At 62.6% G+C, this 21255-nt stretch carries 23 protein-coding genes and 1 riboswitch; of the genes, 19 read left to right on the top strand and 4 right to left on the bottom strand.

What is annotated here, in order from left to right:
• The first annotated feature begins 14 nt into the window (after positions 1 to 14).
• Complete coding sequence (locus BN1120_RS18575; RefSeq protein WP_042017475.1) at positions 15 to 2090, top strand: ATP-binding protein; 2076 nt, start codon at positions 15 to 17, stop codon at positions 2088 to 2090.
• Between the two features lie 272 nt (positions 2091 to 2362).
• Here BN1120_RS18575 and BN1120_RS18570 read toward each other — a convergent pair whose 3' ends face one another.
• The 4 genes from BN1120_RS18570 to narQ all read right to left on the bottom strand — a co-directional run bounded on the left by BN1120_RS18570 (position 2363) and on the right by narQ (position 6163).
• The gene (locus BN1120_RS18570; protein WP_010674148.1) at positions 2363 to 2938 is read right to left on the bottom strand and encodes an LON peptidase substrate-binding domain-containing protein; all 576 of its coding nucleotides are present in this window, start codon (positions 2936 to 2938) and stop codon (positions 2363 to 2365) included.
• Positions 2939 to 3240: 302 nt separating this feature from the next.
• Complete coding sequence (locus tag BN1120_RS18565) at positions 3241 to 3666, bottom strand: globin domain-containing protein (RefSeq protein ID WP_039038868.1); 426 nt, start codon at positions 3664 to 3666, stop codon at positions 3241 to 3243.
• 146 nt (positions 3667 to 3812) lie between these two features.
• Entirely contained in the window at positions 3813 to 4451 is a 639-nt protein-coding gene (gene narL, locus BN1120_RS18560) for a two-component system response regulator NarL (protein ID WP_039038841.1), read from the bottom strand.
• Positions 4451 to 6163: a nitrate/nitrite two-component system sensor histidine kinase NarQ gene (gene narQ, locus BN1120_RS18555; protein ID WP_041215515.1), complete on the bottom strand. Its 1713-nt coding sequence runs from the start codon at positions 6161 to 6163 to the stop codon at positions 4451 to 4453. Before narQ ends, narL begins: the two co-directional genes overlap by 1 nt.
• Before the next feature lie 78 nt (positions 6164 to 6241).
• Positions 6242 to 6381: riboswitch (molybdenum cofactor riboswitch) on the top strand.
• On the opposite strand from narQ, the gene moaA reads away from it, so the two are divergent.
• From moaA to BN1120_RS18465, 18 genes are all read left to right on the top strand, one after another.
• Entirely contained in the window at positions 6369 to 7364 is a 996-nt protein-coding gene (gene moaA / locus BN1120_RS18550) for a GTP 3',8-cyclase MoaA (protein WP_042017472.1), read from the top strand. (Overlaps the previous riboswitch by 13 nt.)
• A gap of 251 nt (positions 7365 to 7615) precedes the next feature.
• Positions 7616 to 8125, top strand: coding sequence for a ferredoxin-type protein NapF (gene napF / locus BN1120_RS18545; protein WP_010674153.1), 510 nt, complete (start codon positions 7616 to 7618; stop codon positions 8123 to 8125).
• A complete protein-coding gene (locus BN1120_RS18540; protein WP_010674154.1) occupies positions 8122 to 8424 on the top strand; it encodes a chaperone NapD in 303 nt (100 codons plus the stop codon). Before napF ends, BN1120_RS18540 begins: the two co-directional genes overlap by 4 nt.
• Before the next feature lie 189 nt (positions 8425 to 8613).
• Positions 8614 to 11103: a nitrate reductase catalytic subunit NapA gene (napA, locus tag BN1120_RS18535; protein WP_042017470.1), complete on the top strand. Its 2490-nt coding sequence runs from the start codon at positions 8614 to 8616 to the stop codon at positions 11101 to 11103.
• A gap of 16 nt (positions 11104 to 11119) precedes the next feature.
• Positions 11120 to 11854, top strand: coding sequence for a ferredoxin-type protein NapG (gene napG, locus BN1120_RS18530; protein ID WP_042017468.1), 735 nt, complete (start codon positions 11120 to 11122; stop codon positions 11852 to 11854).
• The gene (napH, locus tag BN1120_RS18525) at positions 11851 to 12726 is read left to right on the top strand and encodes a quinol dehydrogenase ferredoxin subunit NapH (RefSeq protein WP_042017466.1); all 876 of its coding nucleotides are present in this window, start codon (positions 11851 to 11853) and stop codon (positions 12724 to 12726) included. The genes napG and napH overlap by 4 nt, the downstream gene beginning before the upstream one ends.
• Positions 12726 to 13181 (top strand): nitrate reductase cytochrome c-type subunit, encoded by a 456-nt coding sequence (locus tag BN1120_RS18520; protein ID WP_029314277.1) that lies wholly within the window; start codon positions 12726 to 12728, stop codon positions 13179 to 13181. The genes napH and BN1120_RS18520 overlap by 1 nt, the downstream gene beginning before the upstream one ends.
• A gap of 11 nt (positions 13182 to 13192) precedes the next feature.
• Positions 13193 to 13783, top strand: coding sequence for a cytochrome c3 family protein (locus BN1120_RS18515; protein WP_042017465.1), 591 nt, complete (start codon positions 13193 to 13195; stop codon positions 13781 to 13783).
• Positions 13784 to 13976: 193 nt separating this feature from the next.
• Entirely contained in the window at positions 13977 to 14483 is a 507-nt protein-coding gene (gene moaB, locus BN1120_RS18510; RefSeq protein WP_042017463.1) for a molybdenum cofactor biosynthesis protein B, read from the top strand.
• 50 nt (positions 14484 to 14533) lie between these two features.
• Positions 14534 to 15028, top strand: a complete 495-nt coding sequence (gene moaC, locus BN1120_RS18505; protein ID WP_042017462.1) for a cyclic pyranopterin monophosphate synthase MoaC — start codon at positions 14534 to 14536, stop codon at positions 15026 to 15028.
• On the top strand, positions 15025 to 15270 hold the full coding sequence (moaD, locus tag BN1120_RS18500) for a molybdopterin synthase sulfur carrier subunit (RefSeq protein WP_010674162.1): 246 nt from the start codon (positions 15025 to 15027) through the stop codon (positions 15268 to 15270). Before moaC ends, moaD begins: the two co-directional genes overlap by 4 nt.
• 2 nt (positions 15271 to 15272) lie before the next feature.
• Complete coding sequence (moaE, locus tag BN1120_RS18495; RefSeq protein ID WP_042017461.1) at positions 15273 to 15752, top strand: molybdopterin synthase catalytic subunit MoaE; 480 nt, start codon at positions 15273 to 15275, stop codon at positions 15750 to 15752.
• 54 nt (positions 15753 to 15806) lie between these two features.
• Complete coding sequence (modA, locus tag BN1120_RS18490) at positions 15807 to 16529, top strand: molybdate ABC transporter substrate-binding protein (protein WP_042017460.1); 723 nt, start codon at positions 15807 to 15809, stop codon at positions 16527 to 16529.
• A gap of 123 nt (positions 16530 to 16652) precedes the next feature.
• Positions 16653 to 17333 carry a molybdate ABC transporter permease subunit gene (gene modB / locus BN1120_RS18485; RefSeq protein ID WP_010674165.1) on the top strand — a complete coding sequence of 227 codons (681 nt, stop codon included), beginning with the start codon at positions 16653 to 16655 and terminating at the stop codon, positions 17331 to 17333.
• A complete protein-coding gene (modC, locus tag BN1120_RS18480) occupies positions 17330 to 18385 on the top strand; it encodes a molybdenum ABC transporter ATP-binding protein (RefSeq protein ID WP_042017459.1) in 1056 nt (351 codons plus the stop codon). The genes modB and modC overlap by 4 nt, the downstream gene beginning before the upstream one ends.
• Positions 18386 to 18452: 67 nt before the next feature.
• Complete coding sequence (locus tag BN1120_RS18475; RefSeq protein WP_042017457.1) at positions 18453 to 19229, top strand: alpha/beta fold hydrolase; 777 nt, start codon at positions 18453 to 18455, stop codon at positions 19227 to 19229.
• A 113-nt stretch (positions 19230 to 19342) separates the two neighbouring features.
• Positions 19343 to 20386 (top strand): plasmid segregation protein ParM domain-containing protein, encoded by a 1044-nt coding sequence (parM, locus tag BN1120_RS18470; protein WP_231959390.1) that lies wholly within the window; start codon positions 19343 to 19345, stop codon positions 20384 to 20386.
• On the top strand, positions 20379 to 21191 hold the full coding sequence (locus BN1120_RS18465; RefSeq protein WP_231959389.1) for a hypothetical protein: 813 nt from the start codon (positions 20379 to 20381) through the stop codon (positions 21189 to 21191). Before parM ends, BN1120_RS18465 begins: the two co-directional genes overlap by 8 nt.
• The last annotated feature ends 64 nt before the right edge of the window (positions 21192 to 21255 follow it).

Raw genomic sequence — 21255 nt, 5'->3', positions numbered from 1 at the left:
GTGCTGGATTCAAGATGATAGGCAATAGCGAACTCGAAACCCTGGGTGACAAACTGCAAACCACGCTGGTGGAGCTGATGCGTTGCCGGGAGCGGGAGGCCAGATATCGGGAGGAGTCCCAAGCCCTGCTGTGCGGGGTGGCGACCCTGGCACAGGCCCAGAGTCTGGAGCAGGTACTGGAGAGTCTCATTCTTGCTCTCAAGCCCTTTATCGGATTCGAACAGGCGGACGTGGTCGCCTGGGAGGCCGTAGGGGGCAGCACCCATCTGAGCACCCAGCCGGACGAGGTGGGCCGGACCTGGTCGCTGACACCGCTCTTCTTCAGGGCCATCGAGGGGGAGACCCTGGTCATCTATGATCCCGCCCAACTGCCTGAGCTGGCGCCGCTGGCGGGGGCGCCGGGCTGGGCCAGCGTCATGATGACAGGCTTGCAGGGACCGGGGTTTTCCGGTGTGCTCATCTGCCGGCACAGCGTGGCGGGCACCTTCGATCTCAAGAGCAAGGCGGCGATGCAGCGTTGTCGCCCGCTCATCTCCCAGGCCCTGGTCAACATCGCCTATCGGGCTCGCCTGCAAGAACAGGTTGACCTCAAGACCCTGGCCCTGCAGGCCAGCGAACAGCGTTTTCGCAGTTTTGCCGCCATGGCCTCCGACTGGTTCTGGGAGACCGATCCCCAGCACAGGCTCAGCTATGTCTCTGCACCTGGCTATCAGGGGGAAGTGCTGGCCCGCCAGACGGGGAGAAGCCTCTATGATTTTGCCCACGACAAGCAGGACCCGGCCTGGAGCCACTACCGGCACCTGATCGCCCACCATCTGCCGGTGCGGGGAATGCGGGCCCAGGTGATGCTGGCGGGCGGGCCTTGCTGGATGGAGATCAATGCGGAGCCTTGCCATGATGCCGGTGGCCGCTTCCTCGGCTATCGGGGTACGGCGCGGGAGATAGGCAGCCAGATCCGCCGCGAGCAGGAGCTGGCGCGGGCGAGGGACGATGCCGAGACGGCCAACCGTGCCAAATCCCAGTTCCTCGCCATGATGACCCACGAGATCCGCTCTCCCATGAACGCCGTGCTGGGGATGCTGGATCTGCTGCAGCACGGCCGGCTCGACACTCCGCAACAGACCCTCATCGGCCATGCCACCCACTCTGCGCATCTGTTGCAGACCATCATCGACGACGTGCTCGATTTCTCGAAAATAGAGTCACATACCCTGACGCTGCACTGTGAACCCTTTCAGCCAGCCGAGCTGTGCCGTGCCCTGGTGGAGCCCTTGCAGGCACAAGCCAGTGCCAAGGGAATCACACTGCACTGGCATCTGGATGAGACGCTCCCCGAACGCCTTCAAGGGGATGCCGTCCGCCTCTCCCAGGTGATAGGCAACCTGCTTGGCAATGCCGTGAAGTTCACCTCCGCCGGCAGCGTGCGTCTGGCGTTGACCTGGGAGGAGGAAAAGTTGGGGGTCATGGTCAGCGACACGGGGATCGGCATCTCCACCGAGGATCAGGCGTTGCTGTTCGAACCCTTCTATCAGGTCGACAGTTCGGCAACCCGCCGCTTCTCCGGCTCGGGGCTCGGACTGGCCATCTGCAGGCGGCTGGTGCAGCTGATGGGGGGAGATATTTGCGTGCAGAGCACGCCTGGGCTGGGAAGCTGCTTCTGGTTCGAGCTGCCCGGGATGGCCTCTCCCTGTGCTCCGGCCACCGCCCCCGGCAGTGAAGAGTGCGCCAGACTGGAGCTGGATGTGCTGGTGGTGGAAGACAGTCCGGTCAATCAGCTGGTGGTATCCCTGATGCTGCAGAAGCTGGTGTGCAGGGTGAGGCTGGCAGGCAATGGTCTGGAGGCCCTGGCACAGGTGGCGAAGCAGCAGCCGGACCTTGTCCTGATGGATATGCGGATGCCGCAGATGGATGGGCTGGAGGCGACCCGGCGCCTACGGGACATGGGGTGCGAGGTGCCCATTGTCGCGTTGACGGCCAATGCCATGATGGAGGACAGGGCCCGCTGCCTTGCTCAGGGCATGAACGATTTTCTGGCCAAACCCATCAGTCTTGCCAGGCTGCGAAGCTGCCTGCTCCGCCATTGCAGGTGATGCCGGCCGATTTTGGGTAAAAAAAATGGTCAACCTGGTGGTTGACCAATTCTTCAGCAAATACTGAAGAGAGCACGGGATAAATCGGGTTGTACGGTTTTATATGAAAAAGTCGTGCCAACTTTTCAAAACCTGTTATTTGCGGCCTGTAGCTGAGTTGTGTGTTATTTATCGCTACCGTGATTGCAAAATGCAATTCTCATTTTTTCATTATAAGAATGCAGTGCCGAGAATTCGCGTTTTGCAAACCAACCGTTGACTCACTCTTTGACTCACTGTGCGATCAGTCGGCGCAAGAACTGGCGCGCCGCTTCACTGTTTTGTTTGGCAATCAACATCTGTTTTTCATAGATCGGCATGGGCAGGATCTCGAGCCAGCGTTGGCAGAGCCAGGCTGCATCGTCGAACTGCTTGTCCGGATAGAGCTCATCCAGTTCCGGATATTGTGCAAAGACTTCTCTCAATCGGCTGACCAGCTGGTTGTCGCTGACATCAGAATCCGCACTCGGCCAGTTGGGCAACGGCTCGACCTGGGCGTGCCTGAGGCCTGCGCTATCCGTTTCCATCTCGTGGATGCAGAAGCGTTCAAGGCCGAGCACGGTGACCCCGAGCAAACCGTCGTTGAGGGTATAAAAATCAGTCACCTTGACGCGGGTTCCGACCGGGAGAATCCGTCCGCAGGTACCCGTGCTGGTAGTCTCTTCCATCACGATGCCAAAACCCCGATCCTCGAGGAAGGACTCCTTGAGCATCTGCAGGTGGCGCGGCTCGAACAGGCGAAGGGGGAGCTTGCCGCCGGGCAGAATGTGGGACGGCAAGGGGAACAGTGCCAGTTGTTGAAGTTTCATGTTCCATCCTCCTAATCAGTCATTGCTGAATGTGACAATGCAGTGACCGTGCCAGAGAGAGGTGGCGTGGCGAAGGGGTGAGTCATTTCCCGTGGTTATTTTTAATATCCATTTAAAATCAATCTATTGTGATTTGATGTCGCGAATGCAGGCAAGGCAGTGCGAAAGGGATTCAGGTGAGGTGTAAGGGCGCCGAACATACCCTGTGTGCAGAATGAGTCTATTTTCGCATATTGCAAATTTGATTCATGCAAAATGCCTGTTACAGACCCATTCAGCGATTGGGGGCAAAGGCCAGGGGATCAGGTGGTGAATTCGGTGTGCTGTGTCATGCCGTCCAGCATCAGGGCGGCTATCTCGTCATACATCTGCGACCAGGCCTGTGCCAGTGCCGGGGTAAAGCCACTGCCGAGACGCCGTGCCAGCACCTGGGTCAGCGCCTGTTTGAGCAGTGCAAACTGGTGGGGTTGAACGTTGAATCGCTGGTGACGCCTGCCGAGATCGCGAATGATGAAACCCAGTGCATCCAGTTGGGAGAGGCTGGTGATGACGGTGTTCAGGGTGTCCGACACCTTGGCAACGGGCAGCTCCTGATGTGGGGGAAAGAGGGCCCTGAGTTCGGGGGACAATCTGAACAGCTCTTCATACACCTCCTGGACATAGCTGTTGTTCAGGGCGCTCACCCTGCCCCAGGCTTTCTGGACCAGCTCTATCTGCTCAAAGGTCATGTCGATGTTTCCTTCCCGTGCGATGTCATGAAAATAATAATCCATCTACTCAATAGAGCACCGGGTTCCGCGCCATTTGGGGAAAAGAAGAGGGGGCCAGCAAGGAGGCACGGATGGTGACCCCTTGCTGGCAGGAGGCCGGGACCTCAGTTGCGCTGTTCCAGGTACATGACGGCTGCTTCGACGCGGCTTTGGGCCTCGAGCTTTTTCAGCAGGCTCTTGACGTGGACCTTGACGGTTCCCTCGGAGATATGGAGCACGGAGGCGACCTGCTTGTTGGACAACCCCTTGGCGATTTCACGCATGATCTGCATCTCGCGTCGGGTCAGGCTCTCCAGCTTCTGCTGCAGGTGGTCCAGCTCGTAGATGTTCTCGAGATAGGGACGTAGCGGCTCGCTCAGGATCTGCTTGCCGGTCATCACGTCAGCCAGCTGGGCCAGCAGCATGTCAGGCTCGGTGTCCTTGAGCAGATAGCCGTCCGCGCCTGCCTTGAGCAGGGCAACCACATCCTGGCGGGCGTCAGAGACGGTCAGGATCACCACGCGGGAAGTCACCTCTTCGGCCCGCAGCGCCTTGAGGGTATCGAGACCTGACAACCCCTTCATGTTGAGGTCGAGCAGGATAAGGTCCGGTTCGGACTCTTTGGCCATGGCCACGGCGTCGGTGCCGTTGGAGGCCTCGCCAACCACGTCGATGTTATCTTCCAACTCCAGCAGTTGCACAATTCCCTTGCGCATCAGGGGGTGGTCATCCACGACCAGAACACTGTATTTCATCTCGTCCATCAGGCGTCTCTTGTTAGGCTGGTGGGAAAGGTCAGGTGTATGCGGGTGCCCCCGGAGGGCGGTTCACTGATGGTCAACTGGCCGCGCAATTTGCTGGCGCGTTCATTCATGATGCTGAGACCGTAGTGATTCACCGCCGAGCTTGCGCCCCTTATTCCAACACCATCGTCTGCAATCTGAACCTGGATGTTACCATCAGCCAGGGTCTCACAGCTAACGTCAATGTGCCGCGCGCTGGCATGCTTGATGGCATTGAGCACTGCCTCACGGATCAGCTGCAGGATGTGGATGTGCTGCCCCGCTTCAAGGTCGGTGTCCGTCAGTCCGTACTGGAGCCTGATGTCGGCGTGCGTCTGGGGTTTGAGCTGCTCGAGCATGACCGCGATGGCTTCACCCAGGTTGGCATCGCCGATGCTGAGGCGGAAGGTGCCGAGCAGTTCGCGCAACTGGGTATAAGCATTGCTGAGTCCCTCGTCGATCTGCTCCATGGCTGCCTCGGTCTTGGCCCTGTCCCCCTTGGCGAAGGAGCGCTTGAGCAGAGTGGCCTGGATCTTCAGGTAAGAGAGGGCCTGGGCGAGGGAGTCGTGCAGTTCACGGGCGATGACGGCGCGCTCTTCCATCAGCAGCAGGCGCTGGTGCTGCAGCAGGGTCTGATCCTTGTGCAGCACCTGGGCCAGCAACATGGAGAAGTTCTTCATCAGCCGCTCGTCGATGGGGTGGTCGCTTATCATGTCGAGCCGGCCGTACTCCTCGTCATCCATCTGCAGGTAGAAGCTCACCACGGCGTCCAGATCCCCCGGCCACCCCTTGCGACCTGTGATGTAGACCGGCATCGCATTGTGCTCGAAGCGGGTGAGGCGGATGTACTCGATGTGCTGGTGGGCGGCGGCCCGCTCCAGCAGCTTTTGCAGGGTGCGGCGGCTGAGTGGCGCCGCGTGCAGTTTCTGGGCGGTGGAATAGAGGAAGGAGAGGGTGTCGTTGGCCTGTTGCAGCTTGGCCGTTTTCTCCTCCACCTTGCTCTCCAGCTCCCGGTAGAGTTTGCCAAGCTCGTCGGCCATGGTCGCGAACGCCCCCGACAGCTCTCCCAGCTCGTTTTCACAGTGGGGGGGCAGGGTGAGATCGAACTCCTGACGCTGGATCTGGCGTGCGCAATAGACCAGCTGATTGAGGGGCGCCACCACCTGCTGGCGGGTGAAGCGCACCGTGCACCAGGCGATGGTGATGATGGCGAGCAGACCCAATCCCTCTGCCAGGGCCAGCATGCGAACCTTGAACTCCACGTGGTACTGCATCTGGTTGACGAAGTCATCGATGGCGGCGACGAACTGTTCCGTATTGTCGGTATAACGGCTGGGGGTGGCATTCTCGATGTGTTCGCGCATCACTTGCCATTGCAGCAGGACTTCACCATAGGTGCGGCGCAGGGAGGCGGGCGTGATCCAGCGCTGGGTCTCCTGCAGCTCGGGGGCATGAAGGGTCTGTTCAAACTGGGCGAGCCGGCCGAGGACGACCTGATCCTTCTCGATTTCATAGGCCATGCGGTAGGCCTGCATGCGCAGAGATCCCGACAGATTGATGGCCTTGGCATCGGGAACCGAATAGAAGAGGGTGACCATGGCCACCACGGCGATCAGGCTGGCCATGAACAGGATCAGCACCATGGAGCGACCGATGGCGCTGCTGACCGACTGCACTCTGAACCATTTTCCCATGCCGACCGGCTCCCTTTTCACCCACAAAGACCCCACAAAGTAGCATGGGAGTGTACTCCAAGTTGTGCTAGCATCGAAAAACTAGATGAACTCCGAGCGATTTTGCCTAAGTCATTGAGATAGGGGGAGATCGCCGTCAGCCGATGCTCGAGCTGAAAGGGTCAGGAAAGAAATGCCCTGGCCTCCCGTATTTGGAAAGGTGTTTATGTTGCCACTTGAAGATGGTTTTTCCCGTCGCTTTTACTATTTGCGTCTGTCGGTCACCGACGTCTGCAATTTCCGCTGTACCTACTGTCTGCCGGACGGCTATCAGCCGCCGAAAGGAGACGGTGAGGGGCGCCAGTCCTTCCTCTCCCTGGAGGAGATCCGTCGCGTCGTCTCCGGGTTTGCCGCCATGGGGACGCGCAAGGTGCGTCTGACCGGAGGCGAGCCCTCCCTGCGTCGCGACTTCACGGCCATCATCGAGACGGTGGCCAATACTCCCGGCATCGAGAAGGTGGCCATGACCACCAACGGGTATCGCCTCAAGGAGCGTGCCCGCGAGTGGTTCGATGCGGGGCTGACGGCCCTGAACGTCAGCGTCGACAGCCTGGATCCCCGCCAGTTCCACCAGATCACCGGCGAGAACAAGCTGGCGGAGGTGATGGCGGGGATAGATGCCGCCCTGAGTGCCGGTTTTCGGTCGGTCAAGATCAACGCCGTGCTGCTCAAGGGGCTCAATGATCATCAGCTCGAGACATTCCTCGCCTGGATCCGGGACAAACCCATCGAGCTTCGTTTCATCGAACTGATGCAGACCGGCGAGATGGACGCCCTGTTTCGCGATCACCATACCAGCGGTGAACTCATCAAGCAGCGTCTGCAAGAGAGCGGCTGGGTGCAGCAGCTGCGCGGCGTGGATGATGGCCCTGCCCAGGTGTTCACGCACTCGGACTCGAGGGGCGGGGTGGGGCTCATCATGCCCTACAGCAAGGATTTTTGCGCCGGTTGCAACCGGCTGCGGGTCTCCTCCAAGGGCAAGCTGCACCTGTGTCTCTTTGGCGACAACGGGGTGGAACTGCGGGATCTGCTCACCGATGACAGCCAGCAGGAGGCGCTACAATGGCGTATTCGCCAGGCGCTGACCGGCAAGGCCGCCACCCATCGCCTCCATGAAGGCAATGCAGGCATGACCCCTCACCTGGCCTCCATCGGCGGCTGACAGCCGCCGTGCACCTCAAATAACCTTCGATTAATTATCAATCCTCACATAGGGGTAATTTACCTTGCCCCTGCTGTGTCTAATTGCGCCAAGGGTTTGATCCAGCGCAAGAATCCCCCCTGTTTATCTCCCTGGTGGTATATCCCCTGACTTGTCAGGGCCGCAATATACACCCACGCTTATAATTGGTATTGAAAATGCCAGTCACGGGATCCGCGCGGGGGCATCCGTCCCCGAAAAGAGGAGTCGATATGACCGATGGGGTCAACTTGTCACGCAGAGGCCTGTTTCGGGGACGCCTGAGCGCCCCCAAGGCCGGGATCCAGTTGCCCTGGTCCGTCTCCTGGGACGAGTTCGTGGCCGGCTGCACCCGCTGCGGCGACTGTCTGGCGGCCTGTCCGGAGCAGATCCTGATCAAGGGAGACGGAGGCTTCCCCACGGTGGATTTTCACCGCGGCGAGTGCACCTTCTGCACCGAGTGCGTCAGCGCCTGCCAGGCGCCGGTGTTCAGGCCGACAACCCAGACACCCTGGGAGTATGTGGCCCATATCGAGGCGGGCTGTCTGGCCACTGCCCAGGTGTTCTGCCAGCGCTGTCAGGACAGCTGCGAGCAGCAGGCCATCCGCTTTTCCCCCCGGCTGGGGCGCGTACCCACCCCCAGCATCCATGCCGAGTCGTGCAATGGCTGCGGGGCCTGCGTGGCGGATTGCCCGGTGGGCAGCATCAGCATCGGTCTGTCTCGTGGCGAGGCTTCGCGATGACCCAAGAGACGAACAAGTTGGAAAACGGTGATATGACGCGAGAAGAGTTCCATGTATCCAGCCTGGTGGTGCTGACCCAGCCCGATCTGCGCCACGCCCTGGCAGAGCGGATTGCGACCCTGGACGGGGCCGAGATCCACGCCGTCAGCGAGGAGGGCAAGCTGGTGGTGACCCTGGAGGGGCCGAGCCAGCGCCCCATCATGGCTGCCATCGACACCATTCAGGGGTTGCCCGGGGTGCTCTCTGCGGCCCTGATCTACCACCAGTTCGATGAAATGGACGCCGAAGATGGGGAATAAGGCGTCATGTGGCAGAAGCGCAAGAGTCGTTCGCTGACCGCCACGGGTAATACACGGGATGCCGGGTCTGTTGTCTGCGTTCGATGAACGAAAAGCCCAGAGCAAAGGAATAAAGCGCCATGGAGCTGAGCCAGCGCGGCTCGTCACAATGGCTGTCATTGATGTGATTAAGCAATGCGAGGATATGTCATGAAGCTGAGTCGACGCGACTTTATGAAGGCCAATGCGGTGGCGGCAGCCGCTGCCGTGGCCGGTGTCAGTGCCCCCACTCTGGCGGCGAATCTGATCACCAGTACCGACAAGACCGCCATCACCTGGGACAAGGCGCCGTGCCGCTTCTGCGGGACAGGTTGCTCCGTGCTGGTGGGCTCCCAGGCTGGCCGCGTCGTGGCGACCCAGGGGGATCCCGATGCACCGGTCAACCGTGGCCTGAACTGCATCAAGGGCTACTTCCTCTCCAAGATCATGTACGGGGAGGATCGCCTGACCCAGCCCATGCTGCGCATGACGAACGGCAAGTTCGACAAGAACGGCAACTTCGCCCCCATCAGCTGGGATCAGGCCTTCGACATCATGGCCGAGAAGTTCAAAGCGACCCTGAAAGAGAAGGGCCCGACCGCCGTCGGCATGTTCGGCTCCGGCCAGTGGACCGTCTGGGAAGGCTATGCCGCCGCCAAGCTGATGAAGGCAGGCCTGCGCTCCAACAACCTGGATCCCAATGCCCGTCACTGCATGGCCTCCGCGGTGGTGGGCTTCATGCGTACCTTCGGCATGGATGAACCCATGGGCTGCTACGACGACATCGAGCAGGCCGACGCCTTCGTGCTGTGGGGCTCCAACATGGCCGAGATGCACCCCATCCTCTGGTCGCGCATCTCCGATCGCCGTCTGTCCCACCAGGATGTGCAGGTGCACGTGCTCTCCACCTTCGAGCACCGCAGCTTCGAGCTGGCGGACAACGGACTGGTGTTCACCCCCCAGACCGATCTGGCGATCCTCAACTACATCGCCAACTACATCATCCAGAACGACAAGGTGAACTGGGAGTTCGTCAACAAGCACACCCAGTTCCGCAAAGGGGTGACCGACATCGGCTACGGCTTGCGTCCCACCAACCCGCTGCAGCAAAAGGCCAAGAACCCGGACAGTGGCGACTCCACCCCCATGAGCTTCGACGATTTCGCCAAGTTCGTGGCAGATTACGATCTGGAGTCCGTCTCCAAGCTCTCCGGCGTGCCCAAGGACAAGCTCGAGAAGCTGGCCCAGACCTATGCGGATCCGGATAAGAAGGTGGTCTCCTACTGGACCATGGGCTTCAACCAGCACACCCGGGGCGTCTGGGCCAACAACCTCTGCTACAACATCCACCTGCTGACCGGCAAGATCTCCCAGCCGGGCTCCGGCCCCTTCTCCCTGACCGGCCAGCCCTCCGCCTGTGGTACCGCCCGTGAAGTGGGTACCTTCGCCCACCGTCTGCCGGCGGACATGGTGGTCACGGATCCCAAACACCGCGCCATCGCCGAGAAGATCTGGAAGCTGCCGGAAGGCACCATCCCGGAGCAGGTGGGCTACCACGCCGTGCTGCAAAACCGCATGCTGAAAGACGGCAAGCTCAACGCCTACTGGGTGATGTGCAACAACAACATGCAGGCCGGCCCGAACATGAACGAAGAGGCGCTGCCCGGTTATCGCAACTCGGCCAACTTCATCGTGGTCTCCGACCCTTATCCGACCGTGACCGCCCAGGCGGCTGACCTCATCCTGCCCACCGCCATGTGGGTGGAGAAAGAGGGGGCCTACGGCAACGCCGAACGTCGCACCCAGTTCTGGCACCAGCAGGTGAAGGCACCGGAAGGCGCCAAGTCCGACCTGTGGCAGCTGATGGAGTTCTCCAAGCGCTTCACCGTGGAAGAGGTGTGGCCGGCTGAGTTGATTGCCAAGATGCCGGAAGTGAAGGGCAAGACCCTGTTCGACGTGCTCTATGCCAACGGCCAGGTGAACCAGTTCCCGAAAGAGCAGAGCAAGGGGGCCCTGAACGACGAGGCCGAGCACTTTGGTTTCTACGTCCAGAAGGGGCTCTTTGAGGAGTACGCCTCCTTCGGTCGCGGCCATGGCCACGATCTGGCGCCGTTCGATCAGTATCACGAGGCCCGTGGCCTGCGCTGGCCTGTGGTGGATGGCAAGGAGACCCTGTGGCGCTATCGCGAAGGGTTCGATCCTTACGTGAAAGCGGGGGAGGGGGTGCGCTTCTACGGCAAGCCCGACGGCAAGGCGGTCATCTTCGCGCTGCCCTATGAACCCGCCGCCGAGGCTCCGGACAAAGAGTACGACATGTGGCTCTCCACCGGCCGCGTGCTGGAGCATTGGCACACCGGCACCATGACCCGTCGGGTCCCCGAGCTCTATCGCGCCTTCCCGGATGCGGTGCTGTTCATGCACCCGGAAGATGCCAAGGCCCGTGGCGTGCGCCGTGGGGAAGAGGTGATCGTCTCCTCCCGCCGGGGCGAGGTGAAGACCCGGGTCGAGACCCGGGGCCGCAACCGTCCGCCCAAGGGACTGGTGTTCATGCCCTTCTTCGACGCGAGCCAGCTGGTCAACAAGCTGACCCTGGACGCCACGGATCCGCTCTCCAAGGAGACGGATTACAAGAAGTGCGCCGTCAAGGTCATGAAGGCCTGAGGCGGGGGAGCGCGAGATGAGTCGTAGTCGGCGCCAGTTTCTGGCCGACATGGCCAAGGGGGCCTGCTCCGTGGGACTCCTCGGGGCCGGGCTTGGCGGCGTGGCGCGCCAGCAGGTGCAGGCTTTGCCTGCCCAGGTGCTGCGCCCGCCGGCGGCCCTCGACGAGGCCGAGTTTCTCGGCGCCTGCGTGCGCTGCGGGCTCTGCGCCCTGGCCTGCCCCTACGACACCCTCAAGCTCGCCCGGCTGTTTGAACCCGTGACCACCGGCACCCCCTACTTCAAGGCGCGCGCCGTTCCGTGCGAGATGTGTGACGACATCCCCTGCGTGGCGGCCTGCCCGAGCGGGGCGCTGGATCGGGCCATGACCGACATCGATCAGGCGCGGATGGGGGTGGCGGTGCTCATCGATCACGAGACCTGCCTCAACTACCTGGGGCTGCGCTGCGACGTTTGCTACCGGGTCTGCCCCCTCATCGACAAGGCCATTACCTTGGAGCTGCAACATAACCCGCGCACCGGCAAGCACGCCATGTTCCTGCCCACGGTGCACAGCGCTGTCTGCACCGGCTGCGGCAAGTGCGAGCACGCCTGCGTGCTGGAGGAGGCGGCCATCAAGGTGGTACCTCGCGGGCTCGCCAAGGGGGAGCTGGGTCACCACTACCGGCTCGGCTGGGAAGAGAAGGAGAAGGCGGGCAAGTCCCTCATCGGTGAGCGACTGACCCTGCCGACCCGCAAACCGGAGGGTCTATGAGTCGGTATCCGGGGGCCGAGGCCACGGCCAGGCTGGGCTGGTGGCGGTCACACCGCTTCCTGCTGCTGCGCCGGCTCTGCCAGTTCGGGGTGCTGGGGCTGTTCCTGCTGGGGCCGCTCGCGGGCATCTGGATCCTCAAGGGCAACCTCTCCAGCTCCCTGCTGCTGGAGACGGTGCCCCTCACGGATCCCCTGACCCTGTTGCAGTCGGTGGCGGCGGGCCAGTGGCCCATCCCCACCCTCTGGCTCGGGGCCGGGCTGGTGCTCGCGGGTTACTGGCTGGTCGGGGGGCGGGTGTTCTGCTCCTGGGTCTGTCCGGTCAACCTGGTCACCGATGCCGCCGCCTGGCTCAGGGGGCGGCTCGGGCTCAAGGGCAATGGTCAGTTCAACCGAGCTACCCGCTACTGGCTGCTGGCCATGGTGCTGGTGGCGCCGGCCATCACAGGCGTGCTGGTGTGGGAGCTGGTCAATCCGGTGTCGCTCACCCTGCGGGGCCTGCTGTTTGGCATGGGGGCGGGCTGGGGCCTGCTGGCGGCGCTGTTCCTGTTCGACCTTTTTGTGGTGGAGCGGGGCTGGTGCGGCCACCTCTGTCCGGTGGGGGCCTTCTACGCCCTGGTCAACCGGGTCGGGTTCATCAAGATTGCAGCCTCGGGGCGCGAGCGGTGCAGCAACTGCATGGATTGTTATGCGGTCTGCCCGGAGCGTCCCATCCTGCGCGGCCCCGTTCACGGTGCCAGGCGTGGTCACGGGCCCTTGATTGCGGCTCAGGAGTGTACCAACTGCGGCCGTTGCATCGATGTCTGCGCGGAGCAAGTTTTTGAAATCACTGTAGGTTTTGCCGTCAAGGCAGAGAAAACGTCGGAGAACACATAATGAAGAAGCTGATTGGAGCAATGCTGGCCTGCCTGATGGCGGGTTCCTTGATGGCGGCCGTCCCCGAGATCACCAACAGCACGGGGGGCATCAAGTCGGAGCGGGGAAGCACGGATCTGGTGACGGATGCCGACGCGGCCCCCATGAAGAACTTTCGCAAGGATGGCGACCTCTACGATCGCCAGTACATGCACCAGCCCCCGCTGATCCCCCACGACACCCGCAACTATGAAGTGGACAACAAGGTCAACAAGTGCCTGGCCTGTCACAGCTTCAAGAACGCCAGTGCCATGAAGGCCCCCAAGATAAGCCCCACCCACTTCGAGACCCGCGACGGCATGACCCTGGGCGAAGTCTCTCCGCGTCGCTACTTCTGTCTGCAGTGCCACGTGCCGCAAGCGGACGCCAAGCCGCTGGTGAACAATACCTTCAAACCGGTTGAAGCGCTGAACTGAGGAACCCGTAGATGAAATTACCCGGCTTTGTGCAGCGTCTGTGGACCACCTTCAAGTCACCGTCGAAGGCGGCCCTCTGGGTCATCCTGCTGATGGGCTTCTTTGGTGGCGTCATCTTCTGGGGCGGGTTCAACACCGCCATGGAAGCGTCCAACACCGAGGCCTTCTGCACCGGTTGCCACGAGATGAAGGACAACGTGTTCGTGGAGTACCGCGACACCATCCACTACGCCAACCGCTCCGGCGTGCGGGCCAGCTGCCCGGATTGCCACGTACCCCACGAATGGACCTACAAGATCATCCGCAAGGTGCAGGCCTCCAAGGAGCTGTGGGGCATGATCACCGGCAAGGTGGATACCCGCGAGAAGTTTGAATCCCACCGGCGGGAGATGGCCGAGCGGGAGTGGCAGCGGATGAAGGAGACGGATTCGCGCGAGTGCCGCAACTGCCACAACTTCGAGTACATGGACTTCTCCCTGCAAGGGCGTCGGGCCGCCCAGATGCACTCCACCAACCTGGCAAGCGGGGCCAACACCTGCATCGACTGCCACAAGGGGATTGCGCACCAACTGCCTGACATGAAAGGGGTGCCAGGCTTCTGATGGGAAGGCCGCCGGATCCCCGGGATCCGGCGGCCTTCGAGATTAATGGGCAATGACGCCCCCCAGCCAGACATCTTTTGATAGAATCCCTTCCCGGCAACGCGGCGCCCACCGGCTCCTTTCATGGCTGGCACCACGGTGCGGCGCGTTCACCTCATCCTCTCGTGGTCAATGATTGACAGGAATGGCCCCAATGGCACCCAAACACAGCGAATTCATCCCTCTCAAGATCGCCGTCCTGACGGTTTCCGACAGTCGCACCGCTACCGATGACAGCTCGGGGGACTATCTGGTCGAGGCCCTGACCCAGACCGGCCACGTGCTGGCCGACCGGGCGCTCTGCCCAGACAACCTGTTTCGCATCCGCGCCCAGGTGAGCGACTGGATTGCCGACGAGGGAGTCCAGGTGGTGCTCATCAACGGCGGCACCGGCTTCAACGAGCAGAACCGGGTGCCCGAGGCGGTCGGCGTGCTGTTCGAGCGCACGGTGCAGGGTTTTGGCGAGATGTTCCGCCAGCTCTCGTTTGCCGAGATAAAAGGCTCCGCCATGCAGAGCCGTGCCCTGGCAGGGCTCGCCAACCGCACCCTGATCTGCTGCCTGCCCGGCTCCACCGGCGCCTGCCGTCTGGGTTGGGAACAGCTTATCCGGGATCAGCTCGACGCCCGTACCCGGCCGTGCAACTTCGTGACCCATCTGTGATCCCGGGAGTAAACCCGGATCATCCATCTTATTTTTCGATAGGTGCATAGATGAACCTGACCCATCTCAACCAGAGCGGCGAGGCCCACATGGTGGATGTCACCGACAAGCAGGTGACCGAACGCGAGGCCCGCGCCGAGGCTTTCGTGACCATGTCCCCCGAGACCCTGGCGTTGATCCTGAGCGGTCAGCACCACAAGGGGGACGTGTTCGCCACCGCCCGCATCGCCGGCATCATGGCGGCCAAGAAGACCGCCGACCTCATTCCCCTGTGCCATCCCCTGGCCCTGACCCGGGTGGAGGTAGAGATAGCCCCCCAGACGGCGCACAATCGGGTCCATATCCGCACCCTGTGCAAGCTCTCGGGCAAGACCGGGGTGGAGATGGAGGCGCTCACCGCCGCCTCGGTGGCAGCCCTGACCATCTACGACATGTGCAAGGCGGTGCAAAAGGACATGGTGATCGAGCAGGTGCGTCTGGTGGAGAAAAAGGGCGGTAAATCCGGTCATTTCCAGCTGGGTGCGACCAAAGGAGAGCAGGCATGATCAAGGTTCTGTTTTTTGCCCAGGTGCGTGAGCTGGTCGGCTGCGACGAGCTCAGCCTGCCTTGCGACTACGCCAGTGCCGATGCCCTTCGCGCCGCCTTGAGCGAGCGGGGTGACAAGTGGGCGCTGGCGCTCGAATCCGGCAAGCTCCTGGTGGCGGTCAACCAGACCCTGGTGCCGCTGGATACCCCCCTCCATGACGGGGATGAGGTCGCCTTCTTCCCGCCGGTGACTGGAGGTTAAGGATGAGCAACGCAACCATGACCGATCGCATCCTGGTGCAGCGGGAGGATTTCTCGCTGGCCGACGAATATGCCCGCCTCGCTGCCCGGCAGGACACAGGCGCCATCGTCACCTTCGTCGGCAAGGTGCGCGACTTCAATCAGGGGGAGCATGTGAAGGGGCTGGCCCTCGAGCACTACCCCGGCATGACCGAGAAGGCGCTGGCGGGCATCGTGGCCGAGGCCCGCGGGCGCTGGCCGCTGCAGGAGTGCACCCTCATTCACCGCATCGGCGAGCTGCTGCTCGGGGATCAGATCGTGCTGGTGGTGGTGAGCAGCGCCCACCGCGAGGCGGCTTTCGAGGCCTGCCACTTCATCATGGATTTCTTGAAGACCCGGGCGCCGTTCTGGAAAAAAGAGCTGACCGCCGACGGGGTGCAACGCTGGGTCGAGGCCAGGGCGAGCGATGACGCCGCCCTGGCCCGCTGGCAACAAGGGGAGTGAGCCTCGGGCTCGTGTCAATCGATCCGGCCGTGCCGGAACATAAGGAGCAACGGAATGAAGAGATGGGTATCCCTGTTGGTGCTGGGCGCCGGCGCCATGTACAGCGGTGCTGTGCTGGCTGACGAGGTCAAGGTGGCGGTGGCGGCCAACTTCAAGGGCACCATAGAGCGCATTGGCAAGGAGTTCACCGCCAAGACCGGCCACAGCGTCGTCATCAGTTCGGCGGCCACCGGCGTGCTCTATACCCAGATCACCCACGGTGCGCCCTTCGATCTCTTCCTCTCGGCCGACGTGGCGACCCCTCAAAAGCTGGAGTCGGAAGGCAAGGGGAGCGAACGCTTCACCTATGCCATCGGTCAGCTCGGCCTCTGGCAGAAGGGGGGGCCAGCTCCCGACGAGGCCACCTTGCGCCACTGGCAGGGGGAGCTGGCCATCGCCAACCCCAAGACAGCGCCCTATGGCGCTGCCGCCATGGCGACCCTGGCCCATCTCAAGATCGATCCCAAGCAGTATCGGGTGCTGACCGGCACCAACATCAGCCAGACCTGGCAGTTCGTCGACACCGGCAATGCGAAGCTGGGCTTCGTCGCCTGGGCCAATCTGGTGGAGGCGGGCAAGACCGGCGAAGCCTGGGCGGTGCCGGCCAGCTTCTATCCCCCCATCGAGCAGCAGGCCCTGGTGCTGAAGAAAGGGGCGGCGGTGGATGCCCTGGTCGCCTGGCTCAAGGGGCCGGGACAGGCGCAGATCAAGGCGGCGGGTTACGCCCTGCCGCAGTAAGCGCCCGGCGTCTGCCGGGGGCCGGCCAGCCCCGTGCTGGCCAGATCCGGTGCCTGACGTGTCTCAAGACGGCGCCCGTCATGACGGCGCCCTGTTTTTTATCGACACCCGAGAGGGGACCCTATGAGTGAAGGGGATCTGCTGGCGGTCTGGTTGACCCTGAAACTGGCGGCCAGCACCACTGCCATCCTGCTGCTGCTGTCGCCGCCGCTCGCCTGGTGGTTGTCTCGCAGCCAGCACCGGCTGCGCCCCCTGGTGGAGGCCATGGTGGCCCTGCCGCTGGTGCTGCCGCCCACCGTGCTCGGCTTCTATCTGCTGCTGGCCTTCTCCCCGGAGTACGGCCTCGGTGGCTGGTGGCGGGAGACTTTCGGGGCCCCGCTCGCCTTCAGCTTTCTCGGCCTGCTCATCGCCTCCGTCATCTATTCGCTCCCCTTCGTGGTACAACCCCTCACCTCCGCCTTCGTCAACATGGGCAACAAGGAGCTGGAGGCTGCTGCCACTCTGGGGATGGGTCCGTTTGAGCGCTTCTTTCGCATCATCCTGCCGATGACGCTGCCCAGCTTCGTGATGGCGGCGGCGCTGGGCTTTGCCCACACCCTGGGGGAGTTCGGGGTGGTGCTGATGATCGGCGGCAACATTCCCGGGGAGACCCAGGTGCTCTCCATCGCCCTGTTTGATCACGTGGAGGCGATGGATTACCAGAATGCCCATATTCTGGCAGGCGGCCTGATGGGCTTCTCCCTGGTGATGCTGGTGCTGGTCTACGGCGTGCTGCAACGTCGGCAACGGAGGCTGTTCGGATGAGCCTCTACCTCAAGGCCAGACGTGATTTCGGCCCCTTCACCCTGGCGTGCGATCTGGCGCTGCCCCCCAGCCGCATCCTCGGCCTGTTCGGTCCTTCGGGCTGTGGCAAGAGCACCCTGCTGCGCATCATCGCCGGGCTCGACAAGGCCCCGGGCGATGCCCTGCGCTGGCAGGGGCGCGAGCTTGCAGCCCTGCCCCCCGAGGCGCGGCGCATCGGGCTGGTGTTTCAGGATGCTCGTCTCTTCCCCCACCTGAGCGTGCTCGGCAACCTGCAACTGGCGGCTCGCAAGGGGAGGGGGCGCTGGCAGCCAGAGGATCTGGCTGCGCGCCTCGGTTTTGCCGAGCTGCTGGGGCAACCGGCCCACGGCCTCTCCGGCGGTCAGCGTCAGCGGGTGGCATTGGCCAGGGCCTTGCTGGCCGAGCCCGACTTGCTGCTGCTGGATGAACCCTTCTCGGCGCTGGACAGGCGCAGCCGCATCCATCAGGCCCACGTGCTCAAGGGCTTGCAGCAGGAGAGCGGCATCGCCATGATCTTCGTCAGCCACGCCATGGAGGAGGTGAGCCTGCTCTGCGATGGACTGGTGCTGCTGGCAGAGGGACGGGTGGAGGCCCAGGGCACCCCAGAGGAGATCTTCGCCCGCACCGACCTGTCGCTGGCCAGTCGCGACGACGTCGGGGTCATGCTCTCGGCAACCCTGGCCCACTACGACGAGCACGAGCAGATGGCGACCCTGCGACTCGGGGATCAGACCCTGATGGTGACCATGGAGCATGCCCCCGATGAAGCAGGCCCCTTGCAGATCAAGGTGGCGGCGCGGGATCTGGTGATCGCCACCGAGCCCATCGTGCACTCCAGCCTCTCCAATTGCCTCGAGACCCGGCTGCTGGAGGTGCGGGAGGTGCGACCGGGGCAGACCCTGTTGCAGTTGGCTCTCGGGCAGCAGATACTGCTGGCCCGGATCACCAGCCGCTCCGCGCAGCGGCTCGCCCTGACGCCGGCCATGCGCCTCTACGCCTACATCAAGGCGGTGAGCCTGGTGGGAGAGGGGTAGACGGGGGACCGGAGTACGGATTGGCTGGCCCTGAGTGGTCGGCATGGCGTCGAGAAAGGGGGGACGGGTGCGTCGCAATCAGGTAATGAAATCCCATGGCTTGGCCCTGCGCAGTGCGGGGGAGGGGCCCTTGCTGCTCTTGCTGCACGGGCTGGGCTCTTCCAGCCTCGACTGGCAGGCGCAGATCGAGCGTTTTTCCGAGCGTTATCGGGTGGTGGCCATCGACTTGCGCGGCCACGGCCAGAGCATGCAGGAGGGGCCCTTTGACGTGCCCACCCTGGCGGCGGATGTGGCCCGCTGGCTCGACGAACAGCCCGAGCCTGCCTGGGTAGTGGGGTTGTCGCTCGGTGCCATGGTGGCGCTGGAGCTGGCGCTGCAACTGCCCCACAAGGTGCAGGGGCTGGTGCTGGTCAACGGCTTCAGCGAATTTCTGCTGGAGACGCCAAAGGAGCAGGAGCGCTATGCCATGCGCCTCAAGTGGCTGCGCTGGTTCGGCATGCGGCCGCTGGCGTGGTGGCTCGGTCGCGAGCTCTTTCCCGGCCCCGATCTCGCCCAGGTGCGCCACACCTTCCGGGGGCGCTTCGTGCGCAACAAAAAGAAGACCTACAAGGCGCTGCTGGAGGCGCTGCCCGGCTGGTCGGTGCGGGCTCGTCTCGGCACCCTCTGGCAGCCGGTGGCCATCATCTCCACCAGTCACGACTATCTGCCCCTGGCGCGGCGGGTGGAGCAGTTCGCCTCCCTGCCCAATGCCACCATCCACACCCCGGATGGTCACCACGCCTGGCCGGCGGAAGATCCCGCCGGGTTCAATCATTTGCTTCACCGGATTTTAGAAACCCATTAGACTTGTCGCCTTTTGACCTTGATCCCCCGTGTATGTATTGGTCCGATCGCCTTGCCAGTGGCAGATGGCAAGGCAATCGGACCCATCTTGCCCTATTGAACAGGTATTTCCTCATGTCTGAAGTAATGAAAATGGCCATCGACGATGGTTCAACCAACGTCAAGGTGAGCTGGATTGAGAACAAGGTGCTCAAGACCATCATCTCCCCCAACTCCTTTCGCAAGGATTGGAAGAGTGCCGCCTTGCGCAAGGACAAGAAGATCTACAACTACGAGATAGGCAACACCAAGTACACCTACGACGCCACCTCCGACAAGTCCCTGGCCACCACCCACGTGGAGTACCAGTACGACGATCTCAACCTGCTCTCCGTGCACCATGCCCTGCTGCAGACCGGCGTGACCCCCTGCGATGTGGCCATCACCGTGACCCTGCCCATCACCGAGTTCTACAACCCGGATGACTGCCAGCGCAATGAAGAGAAGATCGAAAAGAAGCGCCGCAACCTGATGCGGGCCATCAGCCTCAACAAGGGTGAGCTGTTCAACATCGTCAGCGTGGAGGTGATGCCGGAAAGCCTGCCGGCGGCGCTCTCCCGCCTGATTGGCTCGGGCTGCAACGAGTTCACCAAGACGCTGGTGATCGACTGCGGTGGCACCACCCTGGACATGGGGATCATCGTTGGCGAGTTTGACGACGTTTCCGATGTGTATGGCAACAACGAGATCGGCGTCTCCATGGTAACCGACGCGACCCGCAAGGCGCTGGCGGCGGCAGACAGCGATTCGAGCTATCTGGTGGCCAACGAATTCATCAAGCGCCGCCACGACATGAACTTCGTGCGGGACGTGGTGAACGACGAGAGCCAGATCCCGAAGATCCTCGAGAAGATGCAGAACAAGATCGACGAGCTGGGATCCCAGGTGGCCCACGAGGCGAAGAAGTTCGCCAAGAACCCGAACCGGATCTATCTGGTCGGTGGCGGCGCATCCCTGATCGTCGATGCCATCAAGGCTGCCTATCCGACCCTGGGGGAGCGGGTGGAGCTGCTGGACGATGCCCAGTCCGCCCTGGCGCGGGAGATCTGCCTCTACACCACGGAAGAGGAAGAGGTGTACCGTGAGGCGCCCGTGATGGCCGAGGTCGGCGATGAGTAGTCAACTCAAGCGCATGACCTTCTCCATCTTCATGGATCCGGGTGCGCTGGAGTCTGATCGCTATGCGGCCGGGATCTTGCAAAGCTGGTATCAGCGGGCGCGCAAGATCCAGGACGACGTGGAGGAGTTCGACTTCTCCAAGAGCCGTTTTCACAAGGACATCTACCTGAGCGGCATGTTCCTGTATGTGCTGGCTCCGAGCCTGTGCAAGGGGATGGCCAATGCCTTCGGCCCGGAGCAGGTGAACCTCTCGACCCTGCGCCATGTCTTCGCCAGTTGCGGCTTCGAGCTGGGGGAAGGGAGTGCGCCCGTGGCGACCGATACCCTGATCGATGAAATCGTGGCCAGGCTGGCTCCCCAGCTGGGGCAGGGGGACAACCGGGGGCTGGCGGATGAAATCGTTCAGCGTCTGGGTCAGCAGGCGGCGGCGCCACTTCCGGACAGCCTGGTGGACGAGATTGTGAGCCGCATCGGCGAGCAGCAGCCCACCGGGCTCTGGGACGAGCTGAAGCAGGGGTTGCCGGCCCCGCTCGATCACGATTTGCTGGCAGAGGCCATCGCGGGCAAGCTGCCGACGGCGGGGGGAGAGGCGGATCTGGCCCCCCTTGCGGGCAGCATCCAGCTGCTCTCCCGCCAGTTGGAGGAGCAGTCCCGGCTCATTCGCGAGCAGCACCGCCTGATCCAGCGCCTGGCCAGCCAGCCCGTCCGGGGGGCTGGCTCGTCCGAGCTGGCCGAGCCCCTCATCGAAGATCTCTCGAACCAGGTGGCGAGCATGAAGAAGGTCAAGGCGAAGGGGATCTTCTAGGCCCTTTGTGACGACCCGCAGCCCAATGAAAAAAGCCGAACCCCGGGGTTCGGCTTTTTTGTGG

It is taken from the genome of Aeromonas caviae (genome assembly GCF_000819785.1).
GTDB lineage: Bacteria > Pseudomonadota > Gammaproteobacteria > Enterobacterales > Aeromonadaceae > Aeromonas > Aeromonas caviae.
Note: the sequence above shows the minus strand (reverse complement) of the source record. Positions and strands in the feature narration are given on the sequence as shown.